Annotated in this window: 20 protein-coding genes, 1 pseudogene, 1 riboswitch and 1 other annotated feature; of the genes and pseudogenes, 3 read left to right on the top strand and 18 right to left on the bottom strand. The window is 36.6% G+C overall.

What is annotated here, in order from left to right:
- Positions 1-12 precede the first annotated feature (12 nt).
- The 7 genes from QE109_RS00105 to QE109_RS00075 all read right to left on the bottom strand — a co-directional run bounded on the left by QE109_RS00105 (position 13) and on the right by QE109_RS00075 (position 12,062).
- Positions 13-987, bottom strand: a complete 975-nt coding sequence (locus QE109_RS00105) for an ABC transporter permease (RefSeq protein WP_281092323.1) — start codon at positions 985-987, stop codon at positions 13-15.
- 10 nt (positions 988-997) lie between these two features.
- Complete coding sequence (locus QE109_RS00100) at positions 998-2,497, bottom strand: sugar ABC transporter ATP-binding protein (protein ID WP_281092322.1); 1,500 nt, start codon at positions 2,495-2,497, stop codon at positions 998-1,000.
- Positions 2,498-2,745: 248 nt separating this feature from the next.
- Positions 2,746-4,344 carry a response regulator transcription factor gene (locus QE109_RS00095; RefSeq protein WP_281092321.1) on the bottom strand — a complete coding sequence of 533 codons (1,599 nt, stop codon included), beginning with the start codon at positions 4,342-4,344 and terminating at the stop codon, positions 2,746-2,748.
- A complete protein-coding gene (locus QE109_RS00090) occupies positions 4,337-6,109 on the bottom strand; it encodes a sensor histidine kinase (protein WP_281092320.1) in 1,773 nt (590 codons plus the stop codon). The genes QE109_RS00095 and QE109_RS00090 overlap by 8 nt, the downstream gene beginning before the upstream one ends.
- 3 nt (positions 6,110-6,112) lie before the next feature.
- Positions 6,113-7,582 (bottom strand): extracellular solute-binding protein, encoded by a 1,470-nt coding sequence (locus QE109_RS00085; RefSeq protein WP_281092319.1) that lies wholly within the window; start codon positions 7,580-7,582, stop codon positions 6,113-6,115.
- Positions 7,583-7,794: 212 nt separating this feature from the next.
- Positions 7,795-9,519: a serine hydrolase domain-containing protein gene (locus QE109_RS00080; protein ID WP_281092318.1), complete on the bottom strand. Its 1,725-nt coding sequence runs from the start codon at positions 9,517-9,519 to the stop codon at positions 7,795-7,797.
- A 68-nt stretch (positions 9,520-9,587) separates the two neighbouring features.
- A complete protein-coding gene (locus QE109_RS00075; protein WP_281092317.1) occupies positions 9,588-12,062 on the bottom strand; it encodes a valine--tRNA ligase in 2,475 nt (824 codons plus the stop codon).
- Between the two features lie 79 nt (positions 12,063-12,141).
- Positions 12,142-12,403: a binding site (T-box leader), on the bottom strand.
- 251 nt (positions 12,404-12,654) lie between these two features.
- Between QE109_RS00075 and QE109_RS00070 the strand changes: the two genes are divergently transcribed.
- The gene (locus tag QE109_RS00070) at positions 12,655-13,620 is read left to right on the top strand and encodes a hypothetical protein (RefSeq protein ID WP_281092316.1); all 966 of its coding nucleotides are present in this window, start codon (positions 12,655-12,657) and stop codon (positions 13,618-13,620) included.
- 127 nt (positions 13,621-13,747) lie between these two features.
- Here the strand turns inward: QE109_RS00070 and thiD are convergent, their stop codons facing one another.
- The 5 genes and pseudogenes from thiD to QE109_RS00045 form a co-directional block, all read right to left on the bottom strand.
- A complete protein-coding gene (gene thiD / locus QE109_RS00065; RefSeq protein WP_281092972.1) occupies positions 13,748-14,653 on the bottom strand; it encodes a bifunctional hydroxymethylpyrimidine kinase/phosphomethylpyrimidine kinase in 906 nt (301 codons plus the stop codon).
- A gap of 48 nt (positions 14,654-14,701) precedes the next feature.
- A pseudogene (thiE, locus tag QE109_RS00060) lies at positions 14,702-15,277 on the bottom strand (thiamine phosphate synthase); the annotation flags it as partial.
- A 64-nt stretch (positions 15,278-15,341) separates the two neighbouring features.
- Positions 15,342-16,232, bottom strand: a complete 891-nt coding sequence (gene thiM / locus QE109_RS00055; RefSeq protein WP_281092315.1) for a hydroxyethylthiazole kinase — start codon at positions 16,230-16,232, stop codon at positions 15,342-15,344.
- Between the two features lie 99 nt (positions 16,233-16,331).
- Positions 16,332-17,507, bottom strand: coding sequence for a putative hydroxymethylpyrimidine transporter CytX (gene cytX / locus QE109_RS00050; RefSeq protein WP_281092314.1), 1,176 nt, complete (start codon positions 17,505-17,507; stop codon positions 16,332-16,334).
- A gap of 128 nt (positions 17,508-17,635) precedes the next feature.
- A riboswitch (TPP riboswitch) is annotated at positions 17,636-17,739 on the bottom strand.
- Positions 17,740-17,810: 71 nt separating this feature from the next.
- Positions 17,811-18,647 (bottom strand): helix-turn-helix domain-containing protein, encoded by an 837-nt coding sequence (locus tag QE109_RS00045; RefSeq protein ID WP_281092313.1) that lies wholly within the window; start codon positions 18,645-18,647, stop codon positions 17,811-17,813.
- A gap of 224 nt (positions 18,648-18,871) precedes the next feature.
- Between QE109_RS00045 and QE109_RS00040 the strand changes: the two genes are divergently transcribed.
- Together QE109_RS00040 and QE109_RS00035 are read left to right on the top strand one after the other, a co-directional pair.
- Positions 18,872-20,836, top strand: a complete 1,965-nt coding sequence (locus QE109_RS00040; protein ID WP_281092312.1) for an FAD-dependent oxidoreductase — start codon at positions 18,872-18,874, stop codon at positions 20,834-20,836.
- A gap of 121 nt (positions 20,837-20,957) precedes the next feature.
- On the top strand, positions 20,958-21,974 hold the full coding sequence (locus QE109_RS00035) for a DUF2156 domain-containing protein (protein WP_281092311.1): 1,017 nt from the start codon (positions 20,958-20,960) through the stop codon (positions 21,972-21,974).
- Between the two features lie 167 nt (positions 21,975-22,141).
- Here QE109_RS00035 and QE109_RS00030 read toward each other — a convergent pair whose 3' ends face one another.
- The 6 genes from QE109_RS00030 to QE109_RS00005 form a co-directional block, all read right to left on the bottom strand.
- Positions 22,142-22,723, bottom strand: a complete 582-nt coding sequence (locus QE109_RS00030) for a GNAT family N-acetyltransferase (RefSeq protein WP_281092310.1) — start codon at positions 22,721-22,723, stop codon at positions 22,142-22,144.
- Positions 22,710-23,255: a hypothetical protein gene (locus QE109_RS00025; RefSeq protein ID WP_281092309.1), complete on the bottom strand. Its 546-nt coding sequence runs from the start codon at positions 23,253-23,255 to the stop codon at positions 22,710-22,712. Before QE109_RS00025 ends, QE109_RS00030 begins: the two co-directional genes overlap by 14 nt.
- Positions 23,252-23,881 carry a TetR/AcrR family transcriptional regulator gene (locus tag QE109_RS00020; RefSeq protein ID WP_281092308.1) on the bottom strand — a complete coding sequence of 210 codons (630 nt, stop codon included), beginning with the start codon at positions 23,879-23,881 and terminating at the stop codon, positions 23,252-23,254. The genes QE109_RS00025 and QE109_RS00020 overlap by 4 nt, the downstream gene beginning before the upstream one ends.
- 169 nt (positions 23,882-24,050) lie before the next feature.
- Complete coding sequence (locus QE109_RS00015; RefSeq protein WP_281092307.1) at positions 24,051-24,563, bottom strand: GNAT family N-acetyltransferase; 513 nt, start codon at positions 24,561-24,563, stop codon at positions 24,051-24,053.
- On the bottom strand, positions 24,541-25,626 hold the full coding sequence (locus QE109_RS00010) for a GNAT family N-acetyltransferase (RefSeq protein ID WP_281092306.1): 1,086 nt from the start codon (positions 25,624-25,626) through the stop codon (positions 24,541-24,543). Before QE109_RS00010 ends, QE109_RS00015 begins: the two co-directional genes overlap by 23 nt.
- Positions 25,627-25,664: 38 nt before the next feature.
- A partial coding sequence (locus QE109_RS00005; protein ID WP_425365098.1) for an ABC transporter permease subunit occupies positions 25,665-25,927 on the bottom strand: 263 nt, incomplete at its 5' end.

Genomic DNA, 25,927 nt, shown 5'->3' with positions numbered 1-25,927 from the left:
ACTTAATCGAGATTAACCTTTCGCCGCTTTGTTCTTTTTGCGTGTTGTTTTAAAGTAGATATCATAGATAACAGCTAATGCAATAATTGCACCTCTTACGATTTGTTGAAGATATGAGTTAACACCCACAAGGACCATTATATTGTCAAGGAAACCAACGATGAATGCACCTGCTAGTGTCCCTGATGCTGTACCAACGCCACCTGAGAACGATGTACCACCGATAACAGCTGCAGTTAATGCTTTAAATTCGTAACCATTTGCGCCGTTTGGTAGTCCCCCATTTACACGAGACATGAAGATGATTCCAGCGATACCAACAAATATACCGTTAATGATGTAAGCTTTCATTTTGACGCGGTCTACATTTATACCCGATGCATTTGAAGCTTCTTCATTGCCACCAATGGCATAAACTGAACGACCAAAAACAGTGTGTTTTAGTAGATACCAGGTTACTGCCATCGCCGCAACTAAGAACCAAACAGGGTTTGGTATACCAAGAAGTGAGCCTTGGCCGAAGATTACATAGTCACCTATTTGATAGATGTTTTGGCCGTTTGTATAAAGTAGCGCAGCACCTCTTGCCATTGCCATCATTGCAAGTGTTGCAATGAAAGGTGGCGTTTTAAACTTAGTAACCATCAAGCCGTTTAAGATATTACATGCAACTGCTACGATAATTCCTACGGCAAATGCCATAATGAGTGAACCAGTTTTTACATATGCATCAACAGATAGAACACCTGCAAGTGCAAGTACTGAACCAGATGATAAATCTAGCATACCGTTGATGATTAAGATTGTTTGTCCAAATGCGAGTATCGTTCCAACTGCAATTTGTCTGGAAATATTTGATAAGTTACCTATGGTAGCAAAGTTTTCATTTGCAAGCATACTGACGAGAAATAGTGCCAATAAGACAAAATAAATACTAAATGTGCCCATTAAATTCGATTTTTTTAGTTTCTGAAGAAAATTTTTCATAACTCAACTCCTAAATGTTTGATGTGGTGCCTGTGGCTAGGCGCATAATATTTTCCTGTGTGAAATCTTCTTTTCCAAGAACACCCATAATTTCACCTTTTGCCATAACATAGATCCGGTCACACATGCCAATAAGTTCTGGCAGCTCTGATGACACTATGATGACGCTTTTGCCCTCAGTAACGAGATCTGAGATGAGCTTATAAATTTCATGTTTTGCGCCGACGTCAATCCCTCTTGTAGGTTCGTCGACGATGAAAACATCTGGATCAGTGATGAGCCATTTTGCGAGCATGACTTTCTGTTGATTCCCACCACTTAACGATGAAATGTTTGTTTCATATGTTGGTGTTTTAACGTTCATTTTATCGCAGTAGTATTTGACTGCTTCATATTCATCTTTAGCGTGTAGTTTACCTTTATGGATGAATTTTTTTAGATTGGTAATACTGATGTTTTCTCTAACGCTTCTTATTGGAAGGATACCAAATCGTCTTCTGTCTTCAGAGAGCATCACGACTTTATGACCGATACTGTCTTTGACTGATTTAATCTGGACGACGTGATTGTTTTTTAGAACATCACCAGAGTGAATGGCATCTAGTCCGAAAATTGCACGCATGACTTCAGTTCTTCCGGCACCCATTAAACCTGCAAAACCAACAATTTCACCTTTTTTCACATCAAATGTGATATCTTTAAATTTTTCACCTGATAGTGACTTTACACTTAAAACAGGTTCACCTATTGGCACATCAATTTTCGGAAAATCTTTGCCCAGTTTTCTACCTACCATAAGTGCAATGACGGTTTCAATATCAAGTGATTCTCTGGGTTTAGAGTCAATTACTTTTCCATCTCTAAAAACGGTGATGTCATCAGCAATTCTGAAGATTTCATCCATTTTATGACTGATATAGATGATGGCTGTTCCTCTTGCCTTTAGTTCAAAGATTTTCTTAAAGAGAATCTCAACTTCTTTGTTGGTAATCGCCGAAGTAGGTTCATCCATAATGATAATTTCTGAATTATATGAGATTGCTTTTAAAATTTCTAACATTTGTATATCGGAGACAGTTAGATCTTTTAGTTTGGTATCGGGTTTGTACTTTAGATTCTCTTTTTCAAGTAATGCAAGTGTTCTTTTTCTTATTTCTTTCCAATCGATTTTCTTTGCTTTGTCAAGTGGCCAGTTCCCTACGAACAAGCTTTCTTCAAGGGTCATTTCTGGGATGTAGTTAAGTTCTTGAAAAATCATAGAAATACCAAGCTGTCTTGCTTGTATTGGATTTTTGATATGAACTTCAACCCCATCTATTATAATTTGGCCAGCATCTGGTTGATAAATCCCGTTGATGATCTTCATCAGTGTTGATTTACCTGCACCGTTTTCGCCGCATAGTACATGAACTGTTCCTTTACGTACCGAAAATTCGATTTTATCTAGTGCTTTAACACCGGGAAATGATTTTTCGATATTTTGGACTCTCAATTTGACGTCGTGATTCATCCTTTTTTGCCTCCCCTTTGCCCTTATGTGTAGCACAATTAAAATCGTCTTTTTTGTGTCACACACACTTAAATCATGTATTAAGGATAAAACAAAATCGAGGGACAATATATGCCCTCGATTCACAAGTTTTAGTACAATATTATGAAATTATTAAATGTCTTCTAAATAATTTGATGAAATTTGCACTATATTAAGATTTGTTTGTACAAAATTAACGTTATTTGTGAAGTTTAGAGATGCCAATCTTAATTTTGCACAGTCTCATCAGATTTTTTACTGTGTTGCCACTCAGATGTGGTCATTCCTGTAATTTTTTTGAACACTCTTGTAAAGTATTGCTGGTTTGAGTAGCCTACCATATGAAAGATTTCTTTGCTTGGATACATAGGATTGAGCAACAATTGTTTGGCTTTTTCGATACGAATCTGGTTGATAAAAGTAGATAGATTTTGACCTGTCTCTCTTTTGAAAACACTACAAACATATTGTTTTGAAAGGTTGAGTACTTTTGCGACATCTTCTAGGGAGATATTTTGATCATAATTATGTTCTACAAAATTGATGGCTCTTTTGATGATGTATTTCGACTGATGATCTCGGATATACTGAAGCTCCTTTACGATGGCGGTAAATAAGGAGATGATGATCTCTTTAAGTGCATCTACGTGTTTTGTTTTAATGACTGTTTCATGAAAAGTGCTGTAAGAAAAAGCAACTTCGGGTGCGTCAAATACATATTGAAATACATTGTATAGTTCTCCCACGAGCTGGGTCATGAAGAGTTTAGCTATCCTAGGCGGATAATTTTTGTTTCTGAATAGCGACAGCAAATCATCAATATCCTTAGTGATCGATTCTCGGTCTTCCTGTCCGATATAATCGATGAACTGCGTGGTATATTTGAGTTTAAGTTCTTGCGTGTCTGCTTGGTTGAGTTTTATATGATCAACGTTTTCAATATAAACTTCATCATGCGGGATATAGTAGAGTGTTTCGACTTTTTCCATAAGGTGCTCATGCTGAGAATTTAGTGCATCAAATTCTTCGAAAGCATTGGTATAAACTAAATTAACTGCGATGCCAAAATACTGAACTGCGCCGTTTTGAACGGCTGATGTGATGCGGTTAATGCTAGTTAGTGTAAGCTCTGGTGATGAGATCAAAAATAGGTGCTCATCCATGTAACCATTAAAAAGATAGTGGATCCCCTTTTCGTTTAGCTGATCTATGATGAGATTAATGGTAGTCTCGCTGATTTGTTTGCTGTTTTGCTTATCGTTTAGTTTGCTTTCGAGATAGATAAATGCGTATTTGGTACCTGTGACTGTAAAGTTTTGTTCTTCAAATCTAAAGGACAAACGTTCGTCTAGACTGAATTTTACTTTGATGAGATCGTTGAGCAGTGACCTTTTCAGGGCATTTTGGTTGTGATGCTTCGCAGGTGTTTGATCACTGCCGCCCTTTTCGTTGTCCAGTGAAGTCTTGAGTTTCTTCATAAGTGCAATAAGTTCGTCATCCACAATTTCTGATTTGAGGATATAATCATATGCGCCGTTCTTAAGTGCAGTACGGGCATATTGAAATTCATCATAGCAGGTTAATACCAAGATGCGCGTGCTCTTATTTTCTCTATGAATTTTATCTGTAAGCCAGAGTCCATCTTGTTTGGGCATCTTGATGTCTGTTATGATGACATCTGGTTCAAGCTTAAGAAACTGGGAATAACCTTGCTCTCCATTTGAGGCTTCTCCAATCACTGTGAAGCCAATTTCTTCCCAGTCTATTGTATTTTTAAGTCCAATTCTTACAAGCACTTCATCATCAACGATTAGTACCTTATACATTTGAACCTCCTATTTCGTCTAAGCGTTTTATTGGTAATCTAACCAATACTGTAGTGCCATTTCCTTCGCTTGTCAAGATTTCTAGTCCGTACTGTTCGCCGCAAAATAGTTTGATTCTCTGACTTATATTGTTGAGTCCAGCTTTGCTGAATTTTGATCCAACGTTTATGTCTTTTGAAATTTGACTGAGTACCTCTTCAGGGATACCTGGGCCATTATCAACGATTCTGATGGTGTAATCGGTATTGTTATCTTCGATAAAACTCTCTATGATGATGGCAAGTTTTTCTGCATTTTCCATGCCATAGATGATACTGTTTTCTATGATCGGTTGTAAGATCAGTTTTGGGAGCAGCAAGTCCATCAGTTCATCTGGGATTTGGTAATCAATTTCAAAATCTTCGTTAAACCTCAGTTTTTGAATGACAACATAATTTTGAATGTATTCCATTTCTTCTTTGAGCGTGATAAAATCACTGCTGATGTTGATGCTGATTCTAAGCAGTTTTACAAGTGCTACAATGGCATTGCTTACACTGTTTGCACCTTGAATTTTAGCCATCCATTTGATGGTGTTAAGTGTGTTATATAAAAAGTGTGGATTGATCTGTGCATGGAGTGCTTCAAGTTCGACTTCTCTCTTATTGCGTTCTTCTGTGACTAGTTTGTCGATGAGGAGTTCCATCTCGCCAATCATATTATTGATGCTGTCACTGAGTTCTGAAATCTCGTTTGTTGTGTTAACTTTTGTCCTGACGGTTAAGTCACCTTTTTCAACGCGTTTGAGGTCATGTATGATTTTAAGCATCGGCTCGGTGTATTGAAAAGATAAACCGAGGATGAACATGAGCATGAGTGTAGCGTATATGCCAGCACCGATTAAGAAAAATGATTGTATTTGTGTGATTTCTGCATACAAATCGTTTTTTGAGATGGTTTTGATGATATGCCAGCCATTGGTCTCTAGTTCACTATAAAATGCGATCTCTTCTTGCCCATCTTCATAAAATGGGATATTACCACTTGTTTTTATAAGTTTTGCGAGTTTGAGTTCTTGATAATAAGGTGATGTATCTATGGTTTTTCCAATTTTACTTTTATCTGGATGACTTACAATTGTGCCATTTGCATCGATGATGAATACTTCTCCATCATCTGCGATTAAATTTTCATAGGCTTGTTCAAGTAATACTTCTTCTATATCTACATCAAGTGTACCGTAGTTCTCTAGTGTATTAAAATCGATGATATTTCTTGCGATTGAGAAATAATAGCGTGTAGAGATACCTGAGAGAATCTTGATGTTCTGTTTAACGGTGGATAGCCAAACGGGCCTACTGTCATTGCTCTCGCTTAGCATCTGTTGAATAGATATAAGCGGCGTCGTTTTATTTGTTCCTATGGAGTATGTGCTCTTAGTGTTAATTAGTGAGATCCCGTCGATATCGTTGCGAGAAGCAAGAAAGCCTCTTAAAATTTCGTTGATATCGCTATCTGGGGTTTTATTGTTTGACACCATATCAAGAAATGTTCGATTGGCAAGAATTGTGGTTGTATAGTCTTCTATATCGCTTAACAAATAGTTGATTTTGCCACCTGTTTCTGTGATAGATTGCTGGGCAACGGCACTGTATTTTTCGTTAAATGTATCTTTGACTGTATTAGATAAAAGTGTAAATAGGACTAGAACAGGTATGATGATGAAAAAGACGACGATGATGATCAGCTGAAATCTTAAGCTGTTATAGAATTTTATTTTTCTCATGGTCTACCTCTTGCTTAAGATTTTTTTGTAAAGGTCTAGTGCAACGTCTTTAGGATCAAGGTTATCGAGTATCATCGTATGAAGACTATCGATTATTGCTTGTTCAATATAATAAAAATTTTCAAGTTTAGGTCTTAGATAGATATTTTCTGGTTGCCATGCCCTTAGAACTGTATCTATCTGAGGATGAGAAGCTCTAAACTCTGGATCTATTGCTTTGTATGCCGATTTGATGGTTGGTAGAGCGCCACCTGTTGGCTCAGTTAATATGCGAAGTTGCATCTCTTTTGATGTTGCCCATGAGATAAAAAACCATGCAGCTTCTTTTTCTTCTTTAGAAGCATATTTATTTATCCCTATACCTGATCCGCCATAAATGTTTGCACTTTTAACATCACCATAAGGTAAGATGGCAGTTCCTACGTTTCCGCGGACTCTAAAGTTAGAAGAGTTGTTTAAGGTTGCATAGTTTTCATCCCAGTTAACCATCATTGCAATTTTGCCTTTGCTAAAGGCATCAGCAGCATCTTCCCAGTTCCAGTTGACGCTATCTGGTGCAGCAGCAGCGACTATTTTCTTATATTGTTCAAGGGATTTGATAAAGGTATCGCTCATGACATCAAGCTTATTAAATGCTTTAAGACCATAAGTATTGATGCCTTCATCTCTAAAATAATCGCCACCATTTGAAGCAAGTACATTAGAAAATTCGCAAAATACTGAGTTGTGGGCTTGAGCCATTTGACCACTACCATATTCCACTATTTCGTTAGGGACATAGGTATCTATCCATTTGGCAATTTCTATATACCGCTCCCAAGTAAAATCAGGACCACCCGGTGTCCAGTCATACCCTTTGTCCTCAAAAAAATCATCTTTAAAATCTCTAAAAACATCTTCTCGATAGTACATAATCATGGTTGTGGAATCAAAGGGAATGGCATAAAGCTGATCAGAACTATTAAAGTATGAGCAAACTTTGAGCTGGTTTTCAAAGAAATCATCAAGTGAAACTTGAAGTGTAGGTAGTTCTGAATTATGGGTATAGTTATTTAGAGGTTCTAGGTCTTCATGAAATCTATTGAGTGTTTGATATGGATCAGAATATATTAACTGGTAATCCCCTGCTTTTGAGATGAAATCAAGGTTGATTTTCTGTATAAATGTATCGTAGTCAGTAGGTCTGATTTTGATATTGATACCAGTTAATTTGGTGAATTCTTCGCTCTCTAGTGAAAGTATATTGGCATTGAGGTTATTTTCAACGATAAAGTTTAGTGTGATTCCTTCGTATTTTCTTATATCAAAATTTTCGGGAAATTTAAAGTTTTCAAATGATGTTCCTTCTAAGTTGACAACTACATTTGGTTTAATAAATTCATCTATATTCCCCAACATCTTTTGACGCTGAGTAAATAACATACCAATCAGTACTACTATAATAAGCATAAGTACGATGAAGGTTTTTTTCATGAAATGCCTCCTGATTTTCTGATGTAGATTTTCAAGGTTTATAGTACCACAGTTAAAGAAAAGATAAAAGGTGTCAGGTCATTGTTTGCCATTTGGCAAATTATGACAGGACACCTTTTGTTTTTTTATGCGAGGATCTAGATGATGATACTGAAATTGAGTTAAAATGAGCCTTCCTAAAATGAATTAAAAAAATCTTGAATTGTATAATTTTAATATCCAAGCATATCTGTAATGAGCGTTTTGTTTAGCTTGTTTTCACTGTATTCAAGTGTAAGTGTATAGGTTGAATCCGCATCAGTTGGACAAATCTTAATTTGAAATGTATGGTCGTTCACCCATGACCCCATAAAACCTACTTCTGATACTTTGCCATCTGCATAAAAATCTAAGCAATTTGCAAAGCGATAAATGCCATCAAGTCCAACTTTAACGATATAATTTGAGTCTTCAACATGCCATGTTAATGTAGCAAAAGAGCTGTTAGATATTTGTTTGTTTGAAGTATTTGGTGCATCTAGATCAAAATCCAACATAAAACTTTCACCACTATCCAAGGTAAATGTCTTGGTGTCCACGATGCTGGCAATTTGAGGCATCAGTGGAACAGTATAAGCATTAGGTTCAATGGGAAGCTCTTTTTCCAATGCTTTAAGCTTGTTGTCTGACATGTTGTTGGCAGTAATACTGCTGTCTGACAACACTGACTTAAAGACATAATCTCGCATTAGTTGTTCAGGTGCATAAAAATTATCTCCCATGGATCCCATAAAAACTGCAACGATATTTTGCTCAGGCAATATGAACAAATATTGCCCAGCGTATCCTCTACCAGAATATCCTCCAAAGGGATTCATCCACCACTGATACCCATAACCCCACTGTCCTGCAAGTCCATGTGGGGTGTCAATTATTTTGGATGTTGAAGTGCTGATCCAATCTTCTTGAATGAGTTGTTTGCCTTGAAATTTTCCTTGGTTTAAATATAGCATGCCAAATTTTGCCAGGTCGATAGGTGTAATAAAAAGTCTACTACCACCCGAACTGACACCTTGATTATCTGTACTCCAGTATAGTTTGTGAATACCAAGTGGTTTAAACAATTTTTCTGTTCCATAATCAAATGCTGATTTGCCACTTGCATTTGTAAGGATGCCAGACAACAGATGTGATGCGCCAGTGTTGTAATAAAATGTGGTGCCAGGTAGTTCTACAATATCTCGGTCGAGTATAAATTGAATTTGATCATCACTTTGCCACATTTGTGTATAGGTGTCCTGATTACCACCATAATTTCCAACTTCAGTCCAATCCATACCAGCGGTCATGGTTAGTAGGTTTTCAATTGTGAGTTTTCGCTTGTTATCAGACATATTATTGATAATCCGGTTTTCAAAATAGTTGATGACAGGATCATCTACGCCACCAATTAATCCGTCATCTATGGCGATGCCAATAAGTGCTGATGTGAAATCTTTTGTAATTGAGTTAACGATATGAAGATCATCTGCACCATAAGGATAATAATGTGCCTCAGTTACAATCTTCCCATTCCTTAAAATCATAATATGATGAAAATCAAGTCCTCTTGTATCGATTTCTTGATACATATCATAGAGTATTTCAGATGACATACCTTGTGACTCTGGTGATGCTGTCTGGTAGAACTTGGTATCAACCGTCCCATCCAATGCATACAGCGAGTTGCTCTTAACATTTTCAGAGGTTGGCTTTGCTTCCTCAACGGTGCCGGATGTATTAGTGGTGTCTACTGTATGATTTTGAGTCAATGGTTTTTCAGAGCTAGGCTGAGAAGATGAAGTTGTGTTGGGATCTGAAATGGAATTTGAGCAGGAAGCTATAAACGTTGTAATAGCCACTAAACAAAGTATCAGAACTAAGTAATACTTTTTACGATGATATACTTTTAGCTTCATCTTCTCCTCCTTCTGTGTAATCTTAGCTAATTATATTTGAGATTTGGCTAACAATGACCTGACACCTATTAGCCAATGTTGATTTTGCAGTGGTTTGCGTGTGTGCAGGCTATTATGTCGCTAATACTTTCTTCTATCAGTGGTTTTGTCTCTAGTGTTGCAGAAATCGTAAGTGACGGAATCTCTGTTTTCATGGACAAGTTGTTTGCAGATTTATAGCGCCTAGCATCAGTGATTGCAGTTTTGATTTGTTCTCCAAATGTGAGGTATAATGTGTCAATTTCTTTGGTTTGATCCCACTGAAGTTGATGTAGTGAGATGGATTTTTCAAAGTCTTTATAAAAATACTGATAAAGGTACTCAGTGATATGCGGCATATAGGGTGCGTAGAGCTTTAGGATGCCAAGTAAAAGTTGATATAGTGCAATGCGGCCTGAGCGCTGTGCCTTTAGTCCGTGTTTTTCTGGTTGATAGAGTCTTTCTTTTGCAAGTTCAAGGTAGTTGTCGCAAAAGTCATCCCAGAAAAAATGATCAATGGCATGCCTTGCTAGTCCAAGTTCATATTGGTTAAGTGCGCTTGTTGCCTCATTAGTTGTTCTTTGTAGCGCATTTAAGATCCAGCAGTCTAGTGGCAATAATGTGTCGTTTTGTCTATCTAGTTCCTGAGAAGCGAAGCTACTTCCCCCACTATTTATAAGTTCTTCTAGTTCTGGTTTGAAGCCTTCAAGCTGCATAAAACAAAATTTAGATGCATTCCAGAGTTTGTTGATGAGACGTTTGGAAATGGCGAGTTCTTCTGCATCGAAAAATGTGTCAGTGCCTAGTTTTGCACCTGCAACCCAGTATCTTAGCGCATCGGCCGAGTGCGCCTCAATTAGCTGTGATGGTGACTGTGCCGCGTTATTTTTAGATTTACTGATCTTCTCCCCTTTTTTAGCAAGTACGAAGCCGCAGATCATGAGATCTTTCCATGGAATTTCACCAGTATGGTAGAGACTTTTTACGATGGAATAAAATGCCCATGTTCTGATAATTTCATGTGCTTGTGTGTGCATGCTCATGGGAAGTAACTGTTCGCTGATGTCACCTTCACCCTTCCAGTGAGCGTTGATTTGTGGGCTCATTGATGAAGTTGCCCATGTATCTAAAACGCCTGTTTCAGGTGTAAAGTCGTGACTGCCACATGTGCAAGCAGTTATAGGCGTTGTTTCTAGTGGGTTTACTGGGAGTTGTTTGATGTCTGCTGCCTTTGGCAAGCCACATTTTGTGCAGTACCAAACAGGTATTGGTACGCCAAAATACCTTTGTCTAGAAATACACCAATCCCATTTTAGGTTTTCTACCCAATTTACGTAGCGATGCTTCATATATGTTGGATACCAGTTGATTTTACCACCAGCTTCAAGGTATTTTTCCTTATCTGTGAGAATATCGATGTACCATTGTTTCGACGGGATGATCTCTGTAGGCGTACCACATCTTTCGTGGATGCCGATCATGTGGTTTATGGCTTCATCTTTTGTGATTAACTGATTTTGTCCAAGTAAGTTTACGATTTGTTGTCTCCCTTTGCGGATGGTCATGCCTCCTATATGTGGGATGGTTGGCTCGATATGACCATCTGCAGTGATCGTACGTCGGTAGGGTAAATTGTGTTTTTCTACCCATTCTACATCTGTTGCATCGCCGTATGTGGCACACATTACGATGCCTGATCCCTTTTGAGGGTCAACGGTGTCGTCAGTCAATATGGGGATTTCATAATTGTAAATTGGTACATTAACTGATTTGCCTTTTAGTTTAGTAGCTCTTGGATCATCTGGATGAATAAATAAACAAACGCAGCCATAAAGCAGTTCTGGTCTAGTGGTGGCAACTTCGAGGTAAGACTCAGAATTTGCATCACTATCTACTTGGGCATCTGATTCACTGTCTATTTGCGTTAACATAAATTTTAGCGTATAAAAATGGGTTTCCTTTTCTGCAGTTTCTAGCTCAGCCTGTGCTATGGAAGTTCCACACTCAGTACACCATAAAACGGGTGAATCTTTTGTGTATGCTTTGCCCTTATTATAGAGTTCGATAAATGAGGTTTGGCTAATTCTCTGAGATTCTGGACTTATGGTCTCATATTGCATCTCCCAATCACATGAAAACCCAAGTGATGACCAAAGTGCTTTGAATTCATCTTCATAGCTTTTTGTAGTCTCCATACACGACGTGATAAATTCACTTCTTGGCATCTCGTGCGCTTTGATTCCAAGTACCTTTTCTACGAGTCTTTCTGTGGGTAAACCGTTGTCATCAAAACCAAATGGATAAAATACATTGAAGCCTGTCATACGTCTAAATCTTGCGATGATCTCAGCTTGTGAATATGAGAAGATGTGTCTTATGTGTAAGCTACCGCTTACGGTTGGTGGTGGTGTATCTATGCTGTAAAGTGGCTTTGTTGAATCTGGATTAAATTTGTTGATGCCTGTATCGCTCCATAGTTCTTGCATCTCTTTTTCGCTTGTCTGTGCACAGTAATGTTTTTTCATCTTAATCTCCTTTTTAAATGGTCGTTTATTTTTGCTAAAACAACGAAAACACAAACAAAAAAGCCCGCCTTAAGCTTTCGCTTAGGGCGGACTATGCGTCCGTGGTACCACCTAAATTCAGAGTAATCTCTGCACTTTATCTATACGGGCCAAGGCCGATATAGTTTCCCAGTAACGGAGGAAATCCGTTGAAGTCTAATAAATATAACGCATTTTAGCAGTTATATCGTTCAATTCAAAGCTCTAAGGCTACTTCCATTTCGACTTCACGAAGACTTTCACCATCCATCTTCTCTCTACGCATCCGTCTAAAATGTACTCCTCCTCGTCAACGCTGTTTGTTGTGTTCGTTATAGATAATATAGTACTATTTGTATAAGTTGTCAACAAAAAAGCTAAAAGGTGTCAGGTCATAGTTATCCATAGTTATCCAAAAGGAGTCATGGTTACTTAATAGTTAGTCAAATTACAACATGCGAACCTATAACGCTATATAATACAAACGGATTAAATTAACATTAGAATTCAATTGGTTTATAGATGGCACATGAAAACTCATGTATAATTTAATTGAATATAGGAGGATTATTAAATGAAAAAAAATTATAGCACATTGATAACAATCGTTTTAATAATAGTTTTTGGACTTTTTCAATATTCATACTTTCAAAAGGTAAATGATGTTCAAACTTCGGTTGGTCAAGTGATGAATGAAATCAGAATGATTAGAAATGATATAAGTCAGCAGATCTATCAGTTAAATGCTGAAAAAGCTGACTACATACTTGACGGCATTATATTTAATGATTCCAAATTTGCAGATGATAAAAAGAAATATTCTACTCAGATGAGAATAACTTTTTCAAAATTACCTGCTGATGCAAAATATTCATTAGAAGTTTTAGAATATTCAGAGCATTATCCTGTTCAAAATAACCGATATGGTCCATATAATGCGTATATTGATGAAAATGTAAAACAAATGGAATATTCTGCTATTAAAACAGTCACACTTACGTCAGATCAAAAAAATGTTTATACAGCTGATTTAAATCTAAGCTATGAAAAAAACTATGAATATACCTTTGTAATTGAGACTCCAACGCAAGTCTTTAGAGAAAAACTAGGTGCAATACCTGTTCTTGAATGGATGGACCCTGTCTATAATGCGGAAGTTTATTATAATGAGTTGGGTGTGAGATCCCCTGATAAGGGTTATATCAACTATAATATAAACGTATATAGAGCACTCGACCAAAGTTATGGCAACTTACTCATTAATGATAAAATATTGATTTATCCGGATAATGAATGGTTAAACTCAAAAGGAATTAGCAGTATTACTTACAAAGTATTATATGAAAATGTTTTAATTAAAGAAGGAATTTTAAAGCAGTCGCATGATACCTACAGTTTTAACGAAATTTATGAAGCACATGATACTGCAAAATTCACAGCAAATATAAATGATGATTTAAATGACAAATTCATTTTTGAATTTACAATTACAGATACAGAAGGAAAAGTTACAACGTTTGATAAGAAAATGAATTATTAAAGTGTAATTGATTTAAATGAAAAAACCTAAACTAGGCACTAGTATAGCTTACTAGAATTCCTTAGTTTAGGTTTTTTTGTTTTTTAAAGATAATCCATTGAAATCCCATATTATGGATAAATGCTAACTATGACCTGACACCTTTTAGCCATCCGTGATTAAGTGGTCCACTTCCCATACCGAGATCAAGACCTGAATATAATGCACCAGTGACATAAGCTTTGGCTTCGGCTACGGCCTCTGTAAGATTAGTTGTTTCAGCGAGTGCACAGGCAATAGCTGATGATAAAGTGCAGCCTGTACCATGAGTGTTGGGGTTAGATATGCGTATTTGCTCAAACCAATGTGTATAGTATGCGGTATCATTAAATCCTGTTTTTTCGTATTTTTCGTATTTTTCGTATTTCGCGATCTTTCCATCTTTTTCTGTTGGATAGTATAACAGATCCGCACTACTCTCTTTTAAGTGTCCACCTTTAATGAGGATTGCACCTGAATAAAAAGTACTGATGATTTGCGCTGCTCTTATCATATCTTCCTTTGACTCGATTTTTATTTTAGAAAGAAGTTCAGCTTCATGGATATTAGGTGTAATCATCATAACTAGCGGCATTAAATCCGAGATTAATGCTGAAATTGCTTCATCCTCAATTAACTTGCTCCCACTAGTGGAAACCATTACCGGGTCCAGTACAATTGGGATTTTAGAAGATTCACCATACTCATTTAACCTCGCCAGTTCATCCGCAATAACCCTTATGATATCTGGACTAGAAACCATACCAATCTTGATAGCACTTGGTTTGATATCTTCAAAAACAGCTTTCAGTTGATCCCTTACAAAATCAGGCGATAAATTAGCAATATTGGTGACACCTAGCGTATTTTGAGCTGTTAAAGCTGTGATCACACTCATGCCGTATTTGCCATGGGCTGCAAAAGTCTTAAGATCCGCTTGGATACCTGCGCCGCCACTACAGTCAGAACCCGCAATGGTCAAAACTGGCGTTAACCTTGGCGTGGTAAGTTCCAAAGTCGCACAAATGCCATTATAAAGTTCGCAAGACGCCTTTGTAATTAGCTGAGGTTCTCGATGTGATAAAATTGCTGAAATAACAGATATACCCGCTATACCAGTGCCTTTAAATTGTCGTAAGTTTTCATGATTAATGCCACCAATCGCCACAACTGGTATATTTACCGCCGAAGTGATTTCACTCAGCGTTTCTAAACTCACTGAAGCAGCATCCTCTTTTGAAAGCGTCGCGAACATCGCCCCAACACCTAGATAATCTGCCCCTTCAGCTTCAGCCTTGATTGCCTCCTCAACAGTAGTAACAGAAACCCCAACGATTGCACCAGCACCAAGTACTTTTCTTGCTAGCAAGCACTCAGCGTCGCTTTGCCCTACATGTACACCAGAACACCCAGCTTCTTTTGCAACATAGAGATTATCATTGATAATTAGAGGTACATTATAGCGGTCAGTAACCGATTTAACATTCTTTGCAAGAGCCAGAAACGCCACATCGTCAAGTGTCTTCTCTCGAATCTGTACCATGGTTACCCCACCCAATATAGCCGCTTCTACTTGCGCCTCAAGCGTCGTATTGTCAGTCCAGCTTTGGTCGGTAACGAGGTATAATGCGTATTTCATACGATTTAGATAGCGATGTTTCAGAAAGTGATCAGTCATTTCATTTATAGGTAAATTCATCATATCAAATGCCCTCATTTTTATCTAATTCCACTCTCTCAATTTTCATAAGCGAAGCAAAATTAGCATCATCGATACTCCCGATGAGATCGATGAGTCTCGTTTTCATAGTCCCCGTTCCTAGCTTATGCTCATCACAATATGACCATGCAAGCTCTCCGCAACTCCCCATAAGTGAAACTACAGCCGCCACACCTAAAACCGGATTCTCAGAGTTAGCCCTCACATATGCCCCAATCAGCGAAGTCAGCATACAACCTGTTCCAGTGATGTATTTCATCTTCTCATGACCATTTTTGATGACATATGCTTCTTCCCCATTTGTAACGATATCGATAGCACCCGTTACGGCGATAATGGTGCCAAAGTGCTTCGCCATCTGATTGACAAGTTTGATGGCACCTTCAAGATTCTTTTCAGAGATAGCATCTACATCATTGGCATCAACCCCCTGAGTACTAGAATCCCCAAGATATAGTGCCTTTAGCTCAGAGATATTACCTCTTATAACCGTCACATCAAGTGCCTCAATTAAAGCCAAAGCAGTGTTTGTTCTTAGCTTTGACGCACCTGCACCAACAGGATCAAGAACAATTGGATGACCGAGCTCGCTTGCTTTTTTACCAGCGAGCAGCATCGCTTTGATGGTGCGCTCATTTAACGTGCCAATATTGAGAACAAGTGCACCACAGATGCTAGTAATCTCTTCAACTTCCATAAGGTCGTCTGACATAATCGGCGAAGCATTTGCAGAGAGTAAGATATTGGCACAATCGTTTACAGTGACATAGTTCGTGATGTTGTGAACTAGTGGATGTACAGATTTGACTTTCGTTCTTGCCTCAATAAGTTGATTTCTTAAAGCTTCATTTTCTGAAATGTTAATTCTTTTCATGTAGCCCTCCATATTAAATAGTTTATAAGTGTAATGTTTGTTTGATTGATATAATAATTTGATAATTTGCGATTGTATCTGATTCAAACTAAATAATTGCTATGAATGAATTCTTACTTTTAACCTTTGTATCCCCCACATCAACACCATGACGATGAGCATGGTAGGTAAACTATTGCCTATAGGTGTATCTACTTGCATCATAAAACGATAGATGATCACACCTATAGCCCAGATGCCTAAATTCAAGTAGCCATTTGGAGTGCTCGTATTGCCTTTACGTAGAAGAAAATAATCCGTTAAAAGGATTGCAAACATCGGTGCAAATGCAGAACCAATTAAATACAGAAAATTCTCGTATTGACTGGTTGGCACTAAGATTGCAAGAATTGCACCAAATATGCAGATGAATAGTGAAACTACCTTTGTGTTGGCTTTTTTTAGGACATTGAAGCTAACCGCGGCAGAATAGACATCTAAAAATGTAGTGGTGAGTGTTGAAAGTATGACAATTAGTATGGCGATCACTGGAAGACCGGCAGCGGATAAAATTACAGCTATATCACTTGTACCAGCATAAAGTGCAGCGCCAAGTCCAATCACATACATAAAAGTACTTCCCAAAAAATAGCCAATAGCACTTGAAGTTGGTCCAAACTTTTTCGACTTCGAAAGCATGGTGTAGTCAGAGATAAGCGGAAGCCATGATAGTGGCATAACAATACTTAGCTCAATTGCCATTCCAAAAGATAAAAAATCAGCTGAAGTAAAGGTTACTGTTTCATGAGAGCCAAAAGTAATCACACCTAAGAGGATGCTGACGATAAACAAACTTATAACTGCAGCCAAATTCAGCCATTTCATCTTATTAAATCCAATAATGATCCAAAGTGCGATAAGACCAGCGATTAAGACACTGACCATAGACGTATTAAACGGTGTAAGGCTACTGATGGCAGCAGTACCGTTTGCGATCATAACGCCAGTCCAGCCTACTAATTGGATGATATTTAGGATTGCAAAAAAAGGTGCACCTAAATTACCAAAGCTTAGTCTGGTGGTTTCAATGGCTGGCAGTTGTTCCTTTGCGCCGATTTGACCAGCTAGTAATAAGATGAAGCATCCAATTACATGGCCAATAAAGATAGCAAGCAAGCCTTTTGAAAGACCAAGCGGTGCAATTAAAGCACCAGTGATTATCTCGGCGAGTGAGATTGCCGCGCCAAACCATAAAATACTTAGGTTGAAATTAGAAAGAGATTCCTTATGTTGCATATAGCCTCCTTACAGGGCTTGGATGAACATGAGAAATCTCTAAAATGAATGATGTGTAGTGAGTGCGCTTTTAATCTATAATTTTTAGATTAAATAAAAAAGGCTGCACCCCAAAATACGGTACAACCTTAAAATCACAGTTGTGTTCCCTACGTTGGCATTATCCAAATCAGGTACGGTCGAAACTATAAGTTCCCTCTCAGCCCATCCATGAGCTCCCGAAATATTAAATTCGATTTATTATAGCATGAGGAGAGAATAACATCAAGGCAAAAAGGTGTCAGGTCATAGTTAGCCAAAAGGCTAACTATGACCTGACACCTTTTTGCTAACTTTTAAGTAGACCTCCATCAAGGTACAATTTTGATTTTTTACATTTATGGTTGATATTAATTTTCCCCATACAAAATCACCGTAGACTAGGTCGTTTACCTTTGCATACTCAATCAAAGGCAAGTAAATATCAGATGACATGTATTCTGAATTAGGTGCTAAATATAATCCTTTTAAATAATTTGAAGCTGGCAAATATTCAAGATAATCATTGGATATAAGGTTATGTGTGATCATCTTAGATTCTTCAATTGCCATTCCCCATGTATATGTTGAATTACTGTCCTTTTGAAGGTCTGTTTTAAATGAGTACATAACATCTGGAAGGGCTTCCATCCATTTTGAAATATCATGCTTATATGGATAAATTTCTCGACTCAAAGTGTTTTCATTGGTTTGTATCAATCGATAAATGCCTTGTAATTCAACTTCAGTAATTGGAGAAAGGTATTGGTTCTGTACTTGTTTATACGCCAATTCAACAGTATTGATTGTTTGATGTATTTGAGTTTTAATACACTCGAGGCGCTTAATTTCAGACTCAATATCCGATAATTTAATTTTTAGTGCTTCATCAAGTCGACCAATATTTGGACTGACTGTTAACTCCGCTGCTATCTCTAGCGGAAAATCAAAGCTTCTAAAACGCCTGCACGCGAGGAGATTTCTAACGTCTAAATCGTCATAATAGCGGTAACCGTTATTGGGGTCTTTCACTGGGTTGACAATATGGTATTTTTCATAAAGACGTAAAGTATCTGGTGTTAATCCGATTAATTCTGAAAATTCGCCAATTGAATAGCGCATGGTGCCTCCTATTTTTTATATGTTACGTAATTATGGGTAGTAAGTGTTATTTGTTAAAAAGTGCGTTGGTTCATAAAGTATTCTATGCAAAAATTGAAATTTAATCAATAGACAATATATTTCGAATATCACTTGACCTTGGTATTGCACTAAGGTTTATCATAAGGTGAAAAGTAGATGGCCATCTGCAAATATGATTGTTAAGAAATAGTCAGGAGGATTTGATGAATAAGTTAGTTAAAAAAGGGCTGATCATATCGTTGTGTGTGATCATGATTATGGGGATGTTTACAGGCTGTAGTAACAACTCTGCAGATACAGAGACAACTGCAGTATTAACAGAAGTCGTATCAACAGAGAGTTCAGAAAGTGAAGTGTCATTCACAGTTGGTACATTTAATGGTATTGCTGAAGGTAAAGAAGGAAATATCGAAGTAGCTGTTACCTTCTCTGCTGATAAAATCGAAAGTATAGAAATATTAAATCAACAAGAAACAGAAGGCATAGGTAAAGAAGCATTAGAAAGTATGAAAACTCAAATTCTTGAATCTCAATCGCTTGGAATTGACTCGGTTTCAGGTGCATCGTATTCAAGTGAGGCACTTTTATCAGCTGTAGAAGCTGCAGTTCTTGAGGCTGGTGGCGATGTTGCTGTTTTAAAATCAAGAGCTGTAGTGAAATCAGCTGCTGATAAAGTTGAAACTTATGATACGGATATCGTGGTTGTTGGAGCAGGTGCTTCAGGTGTTTCAGCAGCAGTTTCAGCGGCAGATGAAGGTAGTAAAGTAATTTTAATCGAAAAAACTTCAACGGTTGGTGGTGCAAGCAATTTATCTTGGGCGGGTAAATTTTATAATTCATCTGCGGCAACTGCAAGTGGCTTAACGGTAGCAGTTGAAGATGAAATTTCTAGTTGGATTGTAAACAATCACTGGCGAGTGGATGCTGCTGCGATAAGACAATATGTTGTAAAATCTGGTGAAACATACGACTGGCTTTCTTCAAAAGGATACAATACAACATTTATCAATTTTTTTGGGGAACAACTTCACATGTTACCACCATATGAAACGAGACAAGGACTACTTAGAAATATGATTTCAGAATCAGTTGAAGCAAACGGTGGTATGTTAATGACTGAAACAACAGGTAAATCATTGATTACAGACGAAAACGGTGCAATTACTGGTTTAGTTGCTGAGAAGTTAGATGGTACAAAAGTTGAAATTCACGCTAAAATTGTGATCCTAGCAACCGGTGGATATGCTGCAAATGCTGAAATGGTAAAAGAATTGTTCGGATTTGAAGGAATCAATGGTGGACTTGGTCAAAATGTTGGCGAAGGATTAAAAATGGCATGGGATGCAGGTGCTAAAATACCTGACAATGTTGGTGGTCAAATGCTACATCAAACTCTAGCATCAGCAACTTCAAAACTTAAGAAAGAATACTCAAGTTTTGAAGCAAGTTATCCTTTAATGCTTACCTACTTACCAACAGTTATGAACGTTGGTCCATCTGGTGCACGTTTTAGAGATGAAGCAGCGACATTAACAGCTGTTGCTGCAGCGAATACAAGTGCCTTTAACGGTGCATATCATTATGTTATTGTTTCACAAGAGCAAATTGATAAACTTCAAACTTTAGGTATGCAAGGAATAGAAGCACCTAGACTTCCAGGTATGCCACCAGAATTTTATGCAGATTTTTCAGATCAGTTTACCCTTGATACACCATGGGAAAATATAGCTTCAGTTTTAGACCAAATGGTTGCAAATGGAGATGGCTATAAAGGTAGTTCCGTTGAAGACTTAGCAAAGAATGCTGGGATGGATGTTGAACTTTTTAAAGAATCTTTTAATCAATATCAAAATGCAATTGCAACGGGTAAGGATGAAGCTTTTGGAAAAGATTCAGCTTACCTTTCTGAGATGGGTACTGAAGGTCCTTACTATGCAATTAAAGCTGAAATCAACAACCTTGGTTCAGTGGGTGGTCTATTAGTAAACGCTAAGTTCCAAGTGCTTAATGATAATAGAGTGCCATTGAAAGGTTTGTATGCTGTTGGTCTTGAATCAGAAGGCGTACTATTCAATGACACTTATGTAGGCAATGGTGTAGGCATCGGTTACTCATTTACATCAGGTAGATTAGGCGGCACGTATGCTGCCCAAGAATTAAATAACTAAATAAGATAAAAAAGGATAAAAGGTGTCAGGTCATAGTTAGCCAAAAGGCTAACTATGACCTGACACCTTTTATCCTTTTATCAATTGAATTCTTGGGTATACATGTTTAGAGGTGAATATTATGAATGCTTTTAATAAAATACAAATTGAAGAAATAACTGATAAAGTGTTGAATAACGAATATGATATTTTTGTCCCCTTTTCGCCTGAAGCGTATGATAAATTAAGACCTTACTATACGAAATACACTTCGCACGTGAGTGAACTTAATTTAACTAATTTATCAATATGGTATAAAAAATACAATTTGCACTATATTGAACTCGGCGGTTATGTATGGTTTGTTTATCATCCAGATAATATTAATCAAATGATGCTTTCAGAACCGGTTGGTGATAGTTTAGATTTATCAGCCTTATCTAAAGCGACAAAGATGCTATTTGATTATATGGCGCAATATAAATTTAGGATAGTTTTTAGACATGTAAGCGAAGAGTTTAAACAGTTTTTAACTGTTTATGTTGATTCTGACGAGGCTTTATTTAATTCAAACTTAAAAGTAAAATTAGATATTCATACAAACGAAGATGACTATGATTATATATATTTGGTTGAGAATCTTGCAAATCTTTCGGGTAACAAATTTCACAAGAAAAAAAATCATTTGAATCAATTTTTCAAAAACTATGAAGGTCGGTATGTGATCTCACCGATTGACACATCAAATGCAAATGATGCGCTCACCGCTGCAAGAAACTGGTGTATTGCTAATGGATGTGGCGAAACATATGATCTTTGCCATGAGTACAATGGTATTTATCGCATCTTAAATGAATGGAATGCATATAGTCGAAAAGGCTTAATTGGTATCGTGATTTACTTAGATCATACGCCAGTAGCACTAACTTTTGGAGAACTTATTCAGAATGATACTTTTCTTGTGCACATTGAAAAAGCTGCAGCTGATGTGATGGGGGCATATACTGCGATTAATTACTCACTTGCCAATCTCGTTAAAGAGCAGTGTATCTATGTGAACAGAGAACAAGATATGGGCATTGAGGGGATCAAAAAAGCCAAACAGTCCTATCATCCAATTACATTGATTGCTAAATATAATATTAAAGTTATTTACTAATCGAATGTTTAGATGTTTATGAAAAAATTACTGATAATATGTAAATCAATATAAATTTGTAGTTTAATACAAGTATGTAATTTTTACAAGTATGTAATTTAATATAAATGTTAAACTAAGAAAAATGCCGTAGAATCAATTTGAATATTGATTCTACGGCATTAAAGTTATACCTGTGCATTTTTCCCTCGAAACATACAATATACTTCTATTTCACCTAGTTGCTTTACTTCTACTAGTTTATAGCCAAAGTGCTCATAATACGTCACATTATTACGGTTTTCTGTATCTAAACCAATTCCAGTGGAAGTATCATCATTGTCTACCCTAGTATGAATTTTATTTAATAAACGTTTACCAGCACCGTTTCCTTGATGTGCTACATCTACACCTATCAGTACCAAATAATAATGATTTTCCTTTAGTCTTACTGATGAAGTTAACTTCATGTAATGATTCAATTTGGAAAAGCCTCGGAATCCTATTCCTTTGATTAAATGAATTGTTTCACTCCAAAACTTGAGGTTTAAGAACATGTATATGCCTTTTTTGCTTTTGGGTGTCTCCACAAATGCGATAGCAAATGGGACGCCATTTTCTTCTTCTGTTACAACCCATTCATGTAGAATGCTAGACTTACGCGTTAGGAAATTGAAAAATGATTCCATCTTCTTTTTTTGTTGACCGAAAACATATCGAAACATGGGATCCGCTTCGAAAGTATCAACCAACCACTTAGCGACTTGCATAATGGTCCACACTAAAACTATAGATCACTTTTATCATAAAGAGCATCAAAATAATCTGAAGTGCAACAATATTAGCTGGTATTAACTGTAATCCTATGAGGCCAATGAACAACATTAATCCCCCTATTATCTTTTGACTTGGATGACCATAAAATTGATTGACTAAAAGTGATGAGATAATTGTATATCCCCAGACCGAGAAGCAGATCCACCAGCTATTAGAGAAAACCAATGATAAAAGTAACGGCTGAATATGAATCGCAATAAATATAAGACGTCTTTTTACACTGACTTTATAATGTTGGTTGGTGCCATAACTTAAGTTCGCAATAACGCCACCAGAAATATCAAAATAAAGTAAAATCAGAACACTTAGCTTTAATGCACCTAAACTTGTCCACTCAGACATTGTTCCATAAAGTACTGTAGCTGTGGCTACAACTGCAAAACACATAATGGTTATTAATTCAATCTTCGTTTGACTTTCTCCTAATATTTCATGGAAAAATGTTGGAATTTTAATTGTTTTCATAGAAAATATCTCCTTAAACTTTTTACTTGCATCTGCCATGCATTTTTATAAGACAGTACGGACTCACCCATAAGTAAATGTAACCCAATACCATCTAAAGTTGAGATTAACAAAAGACTCATTTGTTCTGCTTCAAGTTCTCTTATATTTTTTTCTTCTTCATCATGAGGTGTCGTTTTCCACTCGTCTAAAGCTTGGATCAACAACTTTTTCAAATCAGATTTTGAGGCATACAAATAGGTTTTTATCATACCTCTTAATACTTCGTTGAACATACTTTCGTGGTAAAACGAGAAAAATGCTTTATATACATATCTTTGTTCTTCTGCCATGTTAAAAAGTGCGTCACCCAGATCAATTAAAAACTGCTCTAACGTTACATTAGACCCTGGCAATTCAAAAGGTCTAATCATCATCTCCATGATCGTCTTTAAAACAGCTGCTGGAATCTCTTGAGTTGATGAGAAGTGATGAAAAACGCTACTTTTACTAATCTTTGATCTTTCAGATAATTTTGATGCAGTTATTCCACTCACACCTTGTTCAGAAATAATTTCAAGTGCTGCTTGTATGACGCGTCTATAAGTTTCTTCTCCTTTTTCAAATCGCTTATCTTGTTGATTCATTTTTACCTCCAACTTGTATTGCTTAACTAAATTATACAACTAAAAGACCGACCGGTCAATCAGTTTGTTTTGAAAAATCGGATTTTTTTTTACACCAGAAAAAACTACCTCATTATAGCATTTGAGGTAGTTTTATTTTTTGAATTAAAATCAATCATTTTACATTAATTCACTTCATTTTACTAAGCCTTACTTCTTCAAGGCCAAATGGTTCAAGCTTCTTGGTTTTGCCATCGAATTTGTAGCCATTTTTTTCATAAAACTTTATACTAGAAAAATTCTCTTTTAATACCCAGATGATTGTATGTGATTTCTGCAACTCATAAGCAAGTTGTTCAAAGTATTTTATCATTTGCGTTCCAATTCCCTGTCCTTTAAAGGCAGGTTCTACATATATAGCAATTAGTTCATGCGATGGTAATGAACTTTCTTCTAAGGATAGTTGATCTCTTGAATCTGAAATCACCATAAAAGCTTTTATAAGGCCAGTCTGATCATCCTCAAAAACAAAGTATGAATCATTTGAGGCTAATTGTTTTTGTAAGATTTCATAGCGTTTAATGGTGCTGAGTTTCCCATAGAGATAAGTTTCAGGAAGCAAATTTTTATAAGCAGTTCTCCAGCCGTAAATACTAATTTCGGCGATTCTTGGTGCATCGTTAATTGTAGCCAACCGAATCATTGAACTCCCCTTCACCAAGTATTTTGTTGATTTGTTCCTTTGATTCAACAAGGATGTCAAAGTCCCTTTTCGTGATGAATTTTCCTATATAAGAAGTTCCGTGAAATTGACCAAGTAGGTTTATGGCTGCATCATAAGAATACCAGTTGCCAATAAAGCCATCTTCTATTTCTTGATCAGTAAATTGCGTATGTGTAATTGGACCGTTTTGTATGCATAAAAAAGCATATGAGAACTGTAATTGTTCGAAATATTTTCTGTATTCAATCACTGATCCAATGGGTGCAATGATATCGATTGGGCATCCTACTTCTTCTAGAACTTCTCTTCTAAGAGCATCAAGTAGGTCTTCGTTTTCTTCGATACCTCCACCTGGTAATTTATAGTACTTATCTTTAGTTACATGTAAAAGAAAGATTTCACCATTGGGGTTTAAAAGAACTGCTCTTGCAGCTTTACGGATTTCATATTTAACACGATTTTCAGAAATTTCTGAAGGTGTATCAAGACTTAAATCATAATGATGGATTTCTCTGATCATTTTCATGGGATAAAAGTTTTTGTTGTTATGAAATGTTTCTTCAACATAACTAAATGTTTCTTCTTTATAAGGTTTGAGTGCCATTTTACAAATTGAGTTACCGGTTTTGTCGTAAAGTGTATTGTCCACATCTATAAAACCAAATTTTTTGTAGATATGTCTTGCCGCTGCACCGGGTTCGTAACTTTCTCTAAAAGTTTCTACCGTAATTTCTCGTGTTCGATCTAATATATCAAGTGCAGCTTTTAACAACTTAGAGCCAATTCCCTTACCTGTATGTTGCTTATAAACGCCAAACCAAGAGATTCTATTATTCTTTCTTGAAAAACCAATGAACCCCATACAGTTTTGTGATATTAAGTCTACTGCAACAAGCGCTTCGTCCTTTATGATCTTTGAATTTATGTAGGATATAAATTCAGGATCTTCAGACATTAGAGGTGCTCTAAAAATATCTGAAACATCTTTGGCCAACATTTGCCATGATGGTATATCTTTTTCTGTAGCATATCTGATAAGCATACGTCCCCCTGTTTAATGACGCGTCTATTTTTATTTTATTAAATTCTCAAATCTCTTCGTGGATAGACCGTATAAGTTCCAATGATACTAACGATGACAATTATAAGTGAAAGTATCAGGTACTTGAGCTCGAAAGCACCATTTTTTAGCAATGTACTGGCTTCAAAATATTTAAAAGGTGTAAGATATTTCAAGAAATCAAGTTTTTGACTTAAGGCAATAATGATATTGAAAAAATAGAGCACCATAAGAAGTGATGCTGAGATTTTCCCTGAGCTTTTATATCGTTTGAGTATACTTG

The organism is Fusibacter bizertensis, assembly GCF_029914245.1.
Lineage (GTDB): Bacteria > Bacillota > Clostridia > Peptostreptococcales > Acidaminobacteraceae > Fusibacter_C > Fusibacter_C bizertensis.
The sequence above is the reverse complement of the archived record's forward strand: the minus strand, read 5'-3'. Positions and strand labels throughout refer to the sequence as shown.